The organism is Candidatus Thermoplasmatota archaeon (assembly GCA_035540375.1).
Classification (GTDB): domain Archaea; phylum Thermoplasmatota; class SW-10-69-26; order JACQPN01; family JAJPHT01; genus DATLGO01.
Window position 1 is genome coordinate 1 of sequence record DATLGO010000010.1, and the last position, 13149, is coordinate 13149.

Genomic DNA, 13149 nt, shown 5'->3' on the forward strand with positions numbered 1-13149 from the left:
GCGTATTGGTTTGCGGGGGGATGTGGTGGGGGCGTAGCCCCCGCGCCCGTCAGGCGCACGTGCGAAGCCCGATCAGATCAGCCTTTGCGGGGCCGGACACTCGTACGGCTCCGCGCAAGGGTCGTGCGGGTCGCAGGAGCGCCAGCCCGGGGGGCCGTAAGGCGCGGCGTAGTCGTAGCCCGTGATCCAGACCTCGCCGTTCTTCGCCACCCAATAGCACTCATCGCCGACGCCGATCGGGCCCGCGAGGAAGTGGTGGGCCGTCGCGGCGGGCGCGAGGGCGAGCATTCCGAAGGCGAGCACGGTCACCGCGAGCAGGCTGCGATGGAAGCGCATCGCGCGGCGAGCGACGGCGCGGGTGCTATCGATTGTGGTCCGAAGTCGGGTGGGTGGGGGGCCTCTCTCGGGCCACTTCGGGAGAGCCTTGACAGAAACGGAGCGCTTCCGGGCATTCCGGCAGCCCGCAATCCTTATGCTGTGGTGAGTCGAGAGTGAGTCAACAATGAGTCCTGTGCCGATTGACGCCCTGGAGCGGGGCGTCGCCGAACTTCCGCGCCCCGGATCGAACCCGGCGCGCGTCCTCGCATTCCTCATGGCCAGGCCGAAGGAAGCGTGGCGCGCGCACGAGATCGCGGCCGCGCTCGACGTCGAGCCTCACACGCTCGGCGCGGCGCTCCGCCGACTCCGCGCGCGCGGGCTCGTCGCGAAGAAGGGCGTGCACTGGCACGCTCTCGGCGCCCGCGAGCGCGCGACGCTTGCGGCTGCGCTTGCCCTCACACGGGACCTCGACCGCCGGCTCGGCCGCGAGCGGCGCAAGGATTGGGCGGAGCTGCCGCACGAGTGAATGTGTGAAGCGAATCTATCGGCAACCTATCGCCCCCGGCGGCGTTGGCTGGGGGCCGGACTCCTACCACGACGACGACCCGGCATCGCCTCCCGGCGATGTCTCGCGCGGGTTTATCTCAAGGTTAGTCCAAGGTTTTGTCGCGCGCAGTTCTCGGTTCCCCGAGAAGGATTTCTTCCCACTGCTCGAGCGCGCCCAGGGAGGCCTCGATTTCCGCGAGGCGCTTGCCGATGGCCCTTAGTGCCTCCCGAATAGTCGCCTCGGGCGGCGCGCGCCCGAAGAAGAGCGCGCACGTGGTCAAGGCGCTCCAGTCGGTGGTGACCACGAGGCTGACGCCGATGTCGCGCGCCCGCGCGACGGCGCGCGCCACAGAGGCCGTATCCTGACCTTGGGCGACAGCGACGACCATCGCGCTCCGGATGCCTGCGCGTGCGGCCTTCTGGGCGAACAGGACGAGATCGGACTCGGTCACGGGCTTGTCGCGGACCTCAACTACCCTCTGAACGCTTCCCTTACCTGCTCCATCGGACTTGTGGTTGCCGGCACCCCCAATGCCCACGTCCCCCGGGAAGTGGCGGTCGGGGTCGTTCACGCGCTTAGCCTGAACAGCGCCTGGGGGGAAGACGGCTTCGAGAAGGCCGGCGACAACCGCCTGCGCCCGCCTTCCGCCTTCGGAATCGTTTTCCACAAACTCGGCGACGCTGGCGGCGAACTGCTCCGCGGTGAGGGTGGACGTGGGCTCTGCAAGCGTGCGGTACTCAGTACGATATTGGCGGCGTACCGAGATAAATGCGCGAAGGCCCATCATCGCGTCATCCGGGGAGGCGCGATCCAGCTTCTTGAGTATCGCCACTAGCGCCTTGATCGGCTGGGAGCCTTGTGTTCTCTTCGTCTTCTTGAGGAGTTCGCTCTCGCTGACACTCTCGATCTGGAAATAGGGCTGGTTGTTCAGTGGCTCCCGTCCGGTCCTTCCTAAATCGATCCCCAGCTCGTCGGCGTTTGGGACCAAGACTCCGTGGCAGAGGCCCCTCGCTGAGTAAGCGCCGGGTGTATTGGCTCGGCTCTTGACGGCGTAAACGTCCGCCCGCCGCTCAGTGGCCTTTGCGAGGACTGCGGTCCCAGCGAACGCGATGTGCGTCTTGGACGAGTTCTCGCATTCCTTGGATAGTGTCTCGATCAGAGCCTTCCACTCGGGATCAATCGGCGATCCCCCAGTGACGGCTGCGGCCTCCGTGCGCAGTAGCGTCCTCGCTCTTTCTTTGTCGATACGTATGCTCATGTTTTACCTCTGACGATTCATGTCTCTACCCTGATGGCCAAGGAGGTGGTCGGCGGCCTCCTTGCCCTTGTCCGTCAAATTGACCCAGGTGTAGTTGCGCCCGTCACGAGCAACCGGCCTGGGTACGAGGGTCACGAGTCCGATTTGCTCGAGGAAGAGGAGAGACCGGTGGATACTGTCAAAGTTCACGAACCCAGTCTTCTCCCGGAGGCCGTTGATTGTCGCCTCGCCCTCCCTTCTGAGCTTCTTCAAAAGCTCGACCTTGATGAGGTCACTTCGGAGTAGATTCACACCCCTCTATCCAATCCAATTGATAATGTAATGGTTCTATTCGGATGGTGAGAGGTCTCACAATTCGGATAATCGGGGGATTTGCTTGGTCATCAGGAATTCTCAGAGGTCTCGGGGTAAGGTTCTTTGCGCGAATCCGCCTTCGGGGGCCTTGTTGCCGCCCACCATCTCTTTATTCAGCGGCGCGGGGGGCTTGGACATCGGCCTCGAGCAGGCTGGGTACGAGACACGCGTCTGCGTTGAATGGGAGGAGACGCGCTGCGCCACCCTAAAACAGAACCGTCCACATTGGGCAGTAATCAACGGAGACATTCGGAAATTCTCCACGAAGCAAATTCTGGCGGAAGCAGGACTCAAGAAGGGGGAAGCAGCCCTGGTGGTCGGCGGGCCACCATGTCAGGCGTTCTCGAAGTCTGCTTTCTGGGTTCCCGGACGGATTGAGTCCATCCTCGACGACCCGCGCGCTCATCTACTGAAGGAGTACGTTCGGGTCGTCAAGGATGCTAGGCCTCGCGCGTTCATTATGGAGAACGTCTTCGGACTCGCCTATAAGACGAGCCGTCCTGCGCTTGACGCGACGATACACGCCTTGTCGAGCGAGGGGTACGTAATCGCTGAGAAGGTGGTCAACGCCGCAGACTACGGAGTCCCGCAGAGGCGCGAGCGCCTTCTTCTCGTTGGTGTCCTTGGAGGGCCAAAGTTCCATTTCCCACCCCCAACCCATGCCCCTCCCGACCGTGTTGCGCGGCTCACGGAAATGGCGCCGTATGTCACGGCTGGTGACGCAATTGGGGACCTCGATGACGGTAATGCCCTTGCAGGGGAGGTGATCGGCGGCAAATACGGGCACCTCCTTGAGATGATTCCGCCTGGGGAGAACTACCTCCATTTAACCGCAAAGAAGGGGCACAAGCACCCGCTCTTCGAGTGGCGGTCCAAGTACTGGTCGTTCCTTCTCAAGCTGAGTCCGGATCAACCCTCGTGGACCATTCAAGCTAGTCCCGGTCCCTATGTAGGCCCGTTCCACTGGCGCAACCGCAGGCTACGCATCCCGGAGGTGAAGCGGATCCAAACGTTCCCGGATGATTGGCAGCTCGCTGGGAGCCGTAGCGAGCAGTGGGCGCAGATTGGCGACGCGGTGCCTTGTTTGCTCGCGGAGCGCATCGGCCACGCCCTCCGAGAGCAGGTTTTTGATGCGCCGCTACAGGTAAAGCACGTCACTAAGGCAAGACGACCGGACGCGCAGCGGCGGCGCCGCGCGACGAAGCAACTCGATTTGGGTTTGTGAAGGCGCCAGCGTTGGATACAGCGAGGCGGTTGAGCTGGTTCGACCGGCACTGTCGACGCCGCGTGAGATGCGGCGAGGACGCCAAAGCCTCACACCAAACCGACCGAACGCTGCGGCGTTCGGTCTTTCGGGGTCAAGCCTATCCGTACTTGTACTTGACCCCGAACCCGCCCCGCGGGTTGTTCCACTTGACGGACCCGGGCGTGCACATGATGTCGCACGTGCCGCATTCCACGCAGTCCTCGTATTGGAAGTGCATGACGCCATCGATCAGGCTGAAGCAGCCCGCGGGGCAGCCGTACATGCACATGAAGTGCGGGCACGTCTTGCAGATCGACTCGTCGATCGTGATGTGCGCGTGCTCGGGCGTGTCGAAGTTGTAGGGCGTGGTCCCGAGGCGGGCCTTGATCTCCATGATCTCGTCGCTGAGTTCGGCTTCGGGCATCGCTTTACACGCTCCGGCGGGCCTTGATGGCGGTCTTCGCGAGCTGGAAGAGGCTGATCTTCTGCTCCTTGATCTGCTTGCGCAGGATCTCCTCGGTGAAGAGCTTCGGCTGGCCCTTCGCGGTGAAGAGGTCCTTGAACACGCCGTCCACGAGACCGGGGACGACGCTGTGGATCGTGGGGTCCCACACGAAGTCCGCGAGCTTGTCGAACTTCTGCAGGTCCTTCATGATGAACGACTCCTGGAGACGGCCCTGGTAGCCCGCGAGTCCGTTCGCGGTGAAGTCGCCGCGGCGCTTCGCGCTGATGATCTGCTCGGCCGCGAGGATGCCGGAGCGGATCGCGTAGTTCATGCCGTGGATGACGAGGCCGTTCGAGTAGACGAACCCGGCCGCGTCGCCGGCCACGAGCCAGCCGTTGCCGAAGAGCTGCGGCGTGCACTTGAGGCCCGCTTCCGGGATGAGGTGCGCGCCGTACTCGACGAGCTCGCCGCCCTTGAGGAGGGGCTTGATCTGCGGGTGGAGGCGGAACTCCTCCATGATCTTGTGCGTGTAGACGCCCTTCTCCCAGATGCTGTCGAGGTTGACGACGACGCCGAGGGAGACGGTGTCGCGGTTCGTGTAGAGGAAGCCGCCGGCCTGCGCGCCGTTCTCGAGGTACCCGAGCACGTACTCGTGCGCGACGCCTTCGTTGGGGCCGATGTTGAAGCGGTCCTCGATGGTCTTCTCGCCGAGGCGGATGACCTCCTTCACGCCGAGCACGTAGTGGTGGCGGTTGAGCTTCCCGCGGATGCCCATCTCCATGCCGAGGCGCGAGTTCGCGCCGTCCGCGAGGAGGACGACGTCGCCCTTGATGACGTCGCCCATCTGCTCGACGCCGACGACCTGGCCGTTCTCGTCGCGCGCGAGGCGTTCGACGTTCACGCCGTCAACCACGAGGCCGCCCTTCTCGGCGACCTTGTCGGCGAGCCACTTGTCGAAGCGGCCGCGCAGGACCGTGAAGGCGTTGTAGGGCTCCTTGCGCCACTGGTCGGAGCCGTATTGCGCCGTGAAGCCGGAGTCCTTCGTGAGGAAGTTGACGCCCTTCGTCGTGACGGGGCGCTCGATCGCGCCCGCGGCGAGCGCGTCCTTCCACCAATCGGGGTAGACGTCGGCGAGGTCGTGGCCCCAGAGGACGCCGCCGCTGAGGTTCTTCGAGCCGATGGGCTTCGCGCGGTCCACGAGCAGGACCTGGAGCCCTTCGGAAGCGAGCTTGTAGGCGGCCGCCGAGCCGCAGACGCCGGCCCCGACCACGATCGCGTCCATCTTGTCCGACATCGGGAGGTACCCCTGAAGGCAAAGGCGAGGACGGAAACCGCTTTTAAAAAGCTTTGGTAGGAAGGTTACGGTCGTCCGGTGAAACCTGCGTTTCTCCCGGGAAACACGCCTCACCGGCGCGAAAACAGGGGGTGGACGAGGCGGCCGCCCCCGAGCGCCGGCGCCACGGACCCCGCGCTCGCAAGCGGTGGGGCCGGGAACGACCCGAGCGCATCGCGGGCCCTGTACTCGTCCACCGCGCCGCACGCGTCGCAGGCGCACGTCACGAGGAGGGCGGGGGCCCAGGCCAGGCGGCCGGCGGGGTCGAAGGCACGCTCGTCCACGACGCCCGAATCGACGTCGGCGCCGCACGCGCGGCACGGGAAGGCGAGGGTGCGCATCGTGCCCGGGGAGGCGCGACGGGGGTATGGCCTTCGCTTTTTCGGGCCTCGGGCCGAGGGGAACAACCGAAAAACGAGGCCGACTCCAGGGGGCGTCCCCAGGGCCGGCCGTTCATTTATCTACCTCATGCGGCATCCCCGCGGCCATGGTTCTGTCGTGCCCCATCGACTACCGCTACGGTCGCGAAGCGATGAAGGCCATCTTCAGCGAGGAGGGCAAGCTCGAACGCCTCCTCGCCGTCGAGGCCGCGCTCGCCCGCGCCCACGCCGCCGTCGGCAACGTCCCCGCCGAGGCTGCGAAGGAGATCGGGCGCCGGGCGAACCTGAAGCACGTCACGCCCGCGCGCGTGCACGAGATCGAGGCGGAGATCCGCCACGACCTTATGGCCGTCGTGCGCGCGCTCACCGAGCAGTGCAAGGGCACCGCGGGCAAGTACGTCCACCTCGGCGCGACGAGCTACGACGTCATCGACACCGCGAACGCGCTCATGTTCCGCGACGGCCTCGTCCTCATCGAGAAGGGTCTCGAGGACCTCGTCGCCGCGCTCGCAAAGCTCGCGCGCGACCACCGCGACACGCCCGCGCTCGGCCGCACGCACGGCCAGGCCGCGCTTCCCACGACCTTCGGCTACAAGATGGCCGTGTTCATGCTCGAGACGCACCGTCACCTCGACCGCCTTCGCGAGATGCGCGAGCGCGTGACGGTCGGCAAGATGGCGGGCGCCGTCGGCACGATGGCGGGCTTCGGGGACAAGGCGTTCGCGATCCAGGACGCCGTCGCGAAGGACCTCGGCGTCGGCATGGAGGACGGGCCCACGCAGATCGTGCAGCGCGACCGCTACAACGAGATGCTCGCGTGGATGGCGAACGTCGCGACGAGCCTCGAGAAGTTCGCGACCGAGATCCGCAACCTCCAGCGCAACGAGATCGGCGAGGCGGCCGAGGGCTTCGACGTGAAGAAGCAGGTCGGAAGCTCGACGATGGCGCAGAAGAAGAACCCCGTGACGAGCGAGAAGATCTGCGGCCTCGCCCGCATCGTCCGCGCGAACCTCACGCCCGCCTACGAGAACGCGATCCAGTGGCACGAGCGCGACCTCGCGAACTCGTCCGCGGAGCGCTTCATCCTCCCGCATTCGTTCGTGCTTCTCGACGTCATCGTCCAGGACTCGGTGGACGTCTTCACGAAGCTCCATGTCGACCGCGCGCGCCTCGCCGCGAACCTCGCGGCGCACCCCGGCATCATGGCCGAGAGCGTGATGCTCCGCCTTGTCGAGAAGGGGCTCGGCCGGCAGGACGCCCACGAGGTCGTCCGCAAGGCGTCGATGACCGGGAAGCCCTTCGGTGAGGCGCTCGCCGCGGAACCCGAAGTCGCGAAGCGCCTGAGCGACAAGGATCTCGCGGCCGCCCTAGACCCGGGCGCCTACGTCGGCATGGCCCCGACGCTCGTCGACCGCGCGCTCGCGAAGGTCGGACACGCCGGGGCCAAGGCCCAGAGGGGCGCCCGCAAGGCCAAGCGCTGAATCAGAGGCCCAGCGCGACGAGCGCGCCCGCAACGAGCGCCACGAGAAGCACGACGCCCGCGAGGACGAGGTGCGGTTCGAGCCGCTCGTCCGTGAACCATTCCCCGAGCGCCTCGCGCATCGAGGGACGAGCGGTCCGAGGCGGCAAGAACCTTCCGCGGCCGCGCCGCAACGCTCTTGGCCGGAGCCGGCCTAGCACGACGCGCATGGCGAAGCCAGACCAGTCGCGATACCCCCGCGAGCGCATTCCTCCGGGCCAGTTCGTGACCGAGAAGTTCCCCATCCTCCACGCCGGAAGCGTGCCGCGCTTCGATCGGACGAAGTGGGACTTCCGCGTCTACGGCGCCGTCGAGAACCCGATCCAGGTAAGCTACGACGCGCTGCGCGCGATGCCGACGAAGGAGGTGCTCGTCGACATCCATTGCGTGACCACGTGGAGCAAGCTCGACACGCGCTTCACGGGGGTCCCCACGCGGCACATCCTCGACGTCGCGAAGCCCGCCTCCGACGCGAAGTACGTCGTCGCCGAATGCGAGGAAGGCTACACGGCGAACGTACTGCGGGCCGACCTCGAGAAGGAGACCGTCCTCCTCGCGTGGGGCTACGGCGGCGCCGACCTCACGCCCGAGCACGGCTTCCCGCTGAGGCTCCTCGTGCCGCACCGCTACTTCTGGAAGAGCGCCAAGTGGCTCCGCGCGCTCAGGTTCGTCACCGACGACGAGCCCGGATTCTGGGAAGTGCGCGGCTACCACAACAACGCCGACTACTGGGGCGAGGAGCGGTATTCGTTCGAAGGCGACCAGACGCTCCGGCCGATGCCCGCGCAGGGCGAGGACGGGAACCCCGGGCCGGGCGGGTGAGCGGAGGGTTCGGGGGCGTTGTCCCGGGATCACGACGAAACACGGTGCAGGTGGACTGTCACGTGCTTCGGTCCCGTCAAACCACGTGACAGTCCACGTGGCCCGTTACCTGACCTGCGCCCTTCAAGCCCTCAATCCCACGCGACGCGCTCGTAGCTCACCACGAACCGCCCCGCGTCCTCGTCGTGCGCGACGTCCACGATGCCCGTGTCCTCGCCCGTCGCGCCTTTGAGCAGGAACTGCAGCATCGAGAAGTCCTCGTCCGCGCACGTCGCGTCGCCGACCGGCCGGTCGCTGAAGGACACCTTGAAGCGCTCGCCCTCGAAGGCGACGAGCCGCGCGGCGGCGTCGCCTCGGCGGCCGCGGTTGAGCGCCTCCACCTGGGCGCGGACGCTCTCCTCCGTGAGGGGCATGGCGCGGCCATCGCGCGCGGCCGACTTGGAGCTTGCGCCCCCTTGGCCGGGCTCGAAACCCTTATCGCGCCCCGCGGGCGTGGGCGCTCGTCCATGCCCATCGTCGTGACGAACACGCTCACGGGCGCGCGCGAGACCTTCGAGCCCATGCGCCCGGGGGAGGTGTCGATGTACGTCTGCGGCCTCACGGTGTACGACGAGGCGCACATCGGCCACGCGCGCACCATTGCGGCGTACGACTTCATCCGTCGCCACCTCGAGTACCGCGGCTACCGCGTGCGTCACGTGATGAACGTCACGGACGTGGACGACAAGATCATCCACCGCGCGCGCGAGACAGGCGAGGAGCCGCTCGCGCTCGCGCGGCGCATCGAGAAGCTCGTGGACGCGTCGCTCGACGAGCTGGGCATCCTGCGCCCGCACGCGTCGCCGCGCGTGAGCGAGCACATCGACGGCATCGTGCGCATGGCGCAGACCCTCATCGACCGCGGTCACGCGTACGTGGGCGAGGACGAGCACGGCCGCTCGGTGTATTTCGACGTGCGCGCGGACCCCGACTACGGGAAGCTCTCGCACCTCGACCTCGACCAGATGCTCGAGGGCGTGCGGAAGGACGTCGCGGAGGGCAAGCGCCACCCCGCGGACTTCGCGCTCTGGAAGGCCGCGAAGCCGGGCGAGGTCGCGTGGGATTCGCCGTGGGGCAAGGGCCGCCCCGGTTGGCACATCGAGTGCAGCGTCATGAGCACGGAAGCGTTCGGCCCCGCGTTCGACATCCACGGCGGCGGCTGGGACCTCATCTTCCCGCACCACGAGAACGAGCTTGCCCAGACGGAGTCCGCGACGGGCGTGGACCCGGCCGTGAAGTACTGGATCCATGCGGGCTTCCTCACGGTGAACGGCGAGAAGATGTCGAAGAGCCTCGGCAACTTCACGACGCTCCGCGCAGCCCTCGCGAAGTGGCCCGCGCGCGTCCTGCGCCTGTGGCTCGCGGGGACGCACTACCGGAGCCCCATCGACATGAGCGAGGCGGGCCTCGCGCAGGCCGCGAAGAACGTGGAGCGGCTCGACACGATGCTCGCGAACGTCGAGCACGCCCTCGCGAAGCCGCCCGCGCGCGCGATGGACGACCGCGACCGCGCCCTCGTGGCCCTCGCGCGCGAGCGCCGAGAAGCCTTCGACGCGGCGATGGACAACGATTTCAATACCCCCGTCGCGCTCGCGACGCTCCTCGAGCTTGTCGGCGACGTGAACCGCGCGCTCGCCGCGAACGTCCACCCCGAGGCGCTCGCGAAGGCGCGCGACGTCGTCCTCTCGTTCACGGACCGGCTCGGCCTCGCCCCGGCGAAGACGGCCGCGCGCGGCGGCGAGGGCGAGGGCGCGCTCCTCGAGCTCCTCGTCGAGCTGCGCGAAGCCGCGCGCAAGCGCAGGGACTTCGCGACCTCCGACCGCATCCGCGACCGGCTCGGCGAGCTGGGCTTCGTGGTCGAGGACACGGCGGGCGGGCCGCGGGCGCGGCGGAAGTGATCGTTCGAGCATCGGCTCTTGCGCCAGAAACCTCTTACCCGCTCCACAGCCGATGTCCGGACATGCGCAGCCGCGCCCATATCCTGGGGCATCCCCTCCACCCGATGCTCGTCGTGTTCCCGTTGGCGCTCCTTCCCGTCGGCGTCCTTTTCGACGCGCTCGGCTTCTGGACCGGCGACACCTTCTGGCACGCCGCCGCCTTCTGGATGTTCACGCTCGGGGTCGTCGGCGCCATCCTCGCCTCGATCCCGGGGCTCGTCGACTATGCGTTCATCGTACGCAACACGAGCGCGGAGCGCACGGGAACGCTCCACATGATCTTCGGATTCCTGACGATCGCGGTTTTCGCGATCGCGGCGGGGCTCCACTGGCCTCCCGGCAACGTGCCTTTCGGGGGCGGCCTGCTTGCGGCCATCGTGGAGGGGGTCGGCATCCTGCTTCTCGTGGCGCAGGGCTGGTGGGGCGGCGAGCTCGTCTATCGCCACCGCCGCGGCGTCACGGAGCGCGGCGAGGAGACGGAAGCCGGCCGCGCCGGGCGACCCGCGCGCGGCGAGCGGCCGCTCTGACCCTGAGAAATGTCAAACCGGCCCTGACCCCCCACGATCGAGGGTTCTCGTGCGCAGTCCCAGCCTCGCCATCGTCGTCGTGTTCCTATCGTTCGCGTTGGCCGGGTTTGTAGGGTCTCTCTCTGAGCGTCACACCGGTACCCGGCGGCCACCTCGCGGTCTGGATCGAGACCGGCGACCGCGGAAGCCGCCTCGTCGCGACGAGACTTCGTCACGCGTTGACGAGCGCCTGGATCTCCTTCAGGCTCTTCTCCGCGAGCGCGCTCGCCGCCTCCGCCGTCTTCGCCTCGGCGTAGACGCGGACGATCGGCTCCGTGCCGCTCGGCCGCACGAGGACCCAGCCCTCGCTCGTGTACACCTTCACGCCGTCGGTCGTGTCGACCTTGCCCGCCGCGTGCGCCTTCGCGAACGCTGCGAGCACCGCGGCCTTCTTCGCGTCGGGGCAGGTGACCTTCGCCTTGTGGAGCGCGTACGCGGGGACCTCCGCCGCGAGCGCCGAGAGCGGCTTTGACGTCTTCGCGATGATCTCGAGCACCTTCGCGAGCGCCATCGAGGCGTCGCGGCAGTACTGGAACTCGGGGAAGATGAGGCCGCCGTTCTCCTCGCCGCCGAAGTCGGCCTTGATCTCGATCATCTTGCGCGCGACGACCGGCGCGCCGACGCGCGTGTACACGACCTTGCCGCCGTTCGCCTTCACGTAGTCCTCGATCGCGGTCGAGGAGGAGACGGGCGTCACGACGGTGCCGCCGCGCTTCGCGCGCACGATCTGGCCCGCGATGATCGCGAGCGTTCGGTCGCCGTACTGGTAGTGGCCCTTCTCGTCGACGAAGACGCACCGGTCCGCGTCGCCGTCCTGCACGACGCCGAGGTCGGCGCCGAACGCGGCGACCGACTTCACGAGGTCCTTGACGTTGTCGGGCGTCGGCTCCGAGTCGTGCCCGGGGAACGTGCCGTCCGGCTGCGCGTTCATCGTCACGACGTGGCAGCCGAGCTTCGTGAGGAGGTACGGCGCCGTGAGGCCGCCCGCGCCGTTCGACGTGTCGAGCACGATCTTGAACTTGCGCGCGCGGATCGCCGCGACGTCGACCTTCGCGAGGATGCCGTCGACGTAGGCCTCGTTCACGCCTTCGAGGCGGCCGACGCCCGAAAGCGCGGACCACGCGACCTGGCGGAACGCATTGTCGAAGTACACCTTCTCGACCGCGTCCTCCTTCGTCGCCGGGAACTCGGTCCCGTCGCCGTCGATGAACTTGATGCCGTTGAACTCCGGGGGGTTGTGGCTCGCCGTCACGACCGCGCCCGCGTCGAAGCCGCGCGTCTTCACGGCGTACTGGAGCGCCGGCGTCGTCGCGACGCCCGCGAGCGTCACGCGCGCGCCCGCCGAGAGCAGCCCCGCGGCAAGCGCGCTCGCGAGCATCTCGTTGCTCGTGCGCGTGTCCGTCGCGATGAGGACGCGCGCGCCTTCAGGCAGGAACGTGCCGAGGCTCTGCCCGAGCTTGAGCGCGAGTTCGGGATTCATGTCCCGGTTCGCGACGCCGCGCACGCCGTTGGTGCCGAAGAGCTTGCCCATGGTCTCGCTCGCCCAGAGGGGGCGCCGGGCTTCAAGGTACCGGCTCGCGGACGCCCGTACCAGCGGTTCCGTCCGGCGTCAACTCGCCTGGCGCGCCCACACGCTGCTCGGGAGCTGGTCGTAGACCGAGTCCTCGACCGCGACGGAGCGCATCTCCTCCATCTTCTCGAGCTCCTCGTCGCGGACGCGCCACCAGAACGCGCGGCGGCGCTCGCCGTTCTCCCACGTGTATTCCTCGCGGCGGAAGGCGAGGAGGCGCTTGGCCTCGAGCGTGTAGAAGAGGGAACGGAGCTCCGGGTCGAGGGTCTCGTCGTTGACCTCCTCGTGCCCGTGGAACGCGCGCGCCACGATCTCCGCGACCGCGCTTGCATCCTCGTCGGCCATGTCGAACCGGTCCTTGAGCGCCGTCGCGAGCGTGAGCGCGCGGGCCGCGACCTCGGCGTCGTCCTCGACGTCGACCTCGATCATCTCCTCATCGTCCTCGAGGCGCGTATCCTCCGCGTTCTTCAGACCGTGCATGGCAACACCTAGACCCTCCTTGGAGGCCCGGGACCCTAAGCGGGTTGTTGAACACCCCTTCCCCGACCCCCGCGGGTCGGGGCGCGTTCCCACCCGCCCAGGCGTCCACGGACCGGAGCCCATGCTCATGGGCTCGCGGTGCAGACATCCCCCACGGGAAGCCGAGCCCCCTCGGCGCCTGTTCGAGCGCTCGGCGCGTCCTTAACGATTCTCCAACAACCTTCGAACCGTGGACGTCAAGCGAGCGCAGCGGTCTCCGGGCGCGGGGTGTCGGGGGTCGGGAACCGGGACCGGGCGCCGGGAGCCGGGACCGGGCGCCGGGAGCCGGGACCGGG

15 protein-coding genes are annotated in these 13149 nt (G+C 67.6%); 6 read left to right on the forward strand and 9 right to left on the reverse strand.

Annotated elements, in window-relative coordinates:
• Positions 1–72: 72 nt before the first annotated feature.
• On the reverse strand, positions 73–336 hold the full coding sequence (locus tag VM889_01315; protein ID HVL47176.1) for a hypothetical protein: 264 nt from the start codon (positions 334–336) through the stop codon (positions 73–75).
• 166 nt (positions 337–502) lie between these two features.
• Here VM889_01315 and VM889_01320 point away from each other — a divergent pair, with 166 nt between their 5' ends.
• Positions 503–844, forward strand: coding sequence for a helix-turn-helix domain-containing protein (locus VM889_01320; GenBank protein HVL47177.1), 342 nt, complete (start codon positions 503–505; stop codon positions 842–844).
• Positions 845–968: 124 nt separating this feature from the next.
• On the opposite strand, the gene VM889_01325 is transcribed toward VM889_01320, so the two are convergent.
• Both VM889_01325 and VM889_01330 read right to left on the reverse strand, forming a co-directional pair.
• A complete protein-coding gene (locus VM889_01325) occupies positions 969–2123 on the reverse strand; it encodes a restriction endonuclease, SacI family (protein ID HVL47178.1) in 1155 nt (384 codons plus the stop codon).
• Between the two features lie 3 nt (positions 2124–2126).
• Entirely contained in the window at positions 2127–2414 is a 288-nt protein-coding gene (locus VM889_01330) for a hypothetical protein (GenBank protein HVL47179.1), read from the reverse strand.
• 154 nt (positions 2415–2568) lie between these two features.
• On the opposite strand from VM889_01330, the gene dcm reads away from it, so the two are divergent.
• Positions 2569–3702, forward strand: coding sequence for a DNA (cytosine-5-)-methyltransferase (gene dcm / locus VM889_01335; protein HVL47180.1), 1134 nt, complete (start codon positions 2569–2571; stop codon positions 3700–3702).
• Positions 3703–3841: 139 nt separating this feature from the next.
• Here the strand turns inward: dcm and VM889_01340 are convergent, their stop codons facing one another.
• From VM889_01340 to VM889_01350, 3 genes are all read right to left on the reverse strand, one after another.
• Positions 3842–4147 carry a 4Fe-4S dicluster domain-containing protein gene (locus tag VM889_01340; protein HVL47181.1) on the reverse strand — a complete coding sequence of 102 codons (306 nt, stop codon included), beginning with the start codon at positions 4145–4147 and terminating at the stop codon, positions 3842–3844.
• Positions 4148–4151: 4 nt separating this feature from the next.
• Positions 4152–5462 (reverse strand): FAD-dependent oxidoreductase, encoded by a 1311-nt coding sequence (locus VM889_01345; protein HVL47182.1) that lies wholly within the window; start codon positions 5460–5462, stop codon positions 4152–4154.
• Positions 5463–5572: 110 nt separating this feature from the next.
• Positions 5573–5842, reverse strand: coding sequence for a hypothetical protein (locus VM889_01350; protein HVL47183.1), 270 nt, complete (start codon positions 5840–5842; stop codon positions 5573–5575).
• A gap of 146 nt (positions 5843–5988) precedes the next feature.
• Between VM889_01350 and purB the strand changes: the two genes are divergently transcribed.
• Entirely contained in the window at positions 5989–7362 is a 1374-nt protein-coding gene (purB, locus tag VM889_01355; protein HVL47184.1) for an adenylosuccinate lyase, read from the forward strand.
• A 206-nt stretch (positions 7363–7568) separates the two neighbouring features.
• Positions 7569–8222 carry a sulfite oxidase-like oxidoreductase gene (locus tag VM889_01360; GenBank protein ID HVL47185.1) on the forward strand — a complete coding sequence of 218 codons (654 nt, stop codon included), beginning with the start codon at positions 7569–7571 and terminating at the stop codon, positions 8220–8222.
• Between the two features lie 131 nt (positions 8223–8353).
• Here VM889_01360 and VM889_01365 read toward each other — a convergent pair whose 3' ends face one another.
• Positions 8354–8635: a hypothetical protein gene (locus VM889_01365; protein HVL47186.1), complete on the reverse strand. Its 282-nt coding sequence runs from the start codon at positions 8633–8635 to the stop codon at positions 8354–8356.
• 93 nt (positions 8636–8728) lie between these two features.
• Here VM889_01365 and cysS point away from each other — a divergent pair, with 93 nt between their 5' ends.
• On the forward strand, positions 8729–10159 hold the full coding sequence (gene cysS, locus VM889_01370) for a cysteine--tRNA ligase (protein ID HVL47187.1): 1431 nt from the start codon (positions 8729–8731) through the stop codon (positions 10157–10159).
• A gap of 62 nt (positions 10160–10221) precedes the next feature.
• Positions 10222–10725, forward strand: a complete 504-nt coding sequence (locus tag VM889_01375; GenBank protein HVL47188.1) for a DUF2231 domain-containing protein — start codon at positions 10222–10224, stop codon at positions 10723–10725.
• A gap of 211 nt (positions 10726–10936) precedes the next feature.
• On the opposite strand, the gene glmM is transcribed toward VM889_01375, so the two are convergent.
• Both glmM and VM889_01385 read right to left on the reverse strand, forming a co-directional pair.
• On the reverse strand, positions 10937–12295 hold the full coding sequence (gene glmM / locus VM889_01380; GenBank protein HVL47189.1) for a phosphoglucosamine mutase: 1359 nt from the start codon (positions 12293–12295) through the stop codon (positions 10937–10939).
• Between the two features lie 78 nt (positions 12296–12373).
• Complete coding sequence (locus VM889_01385; GenBank protein ID HVL47190.1) at positions 12374–12814, reverse strand: DUF6015 family protein; 441 nt, start codon at positions 12812–12814, stop codon at positions 12374–12376.
• Between the last annotated feature and the right edge of the window lie 335 nt (positions 12815–13149).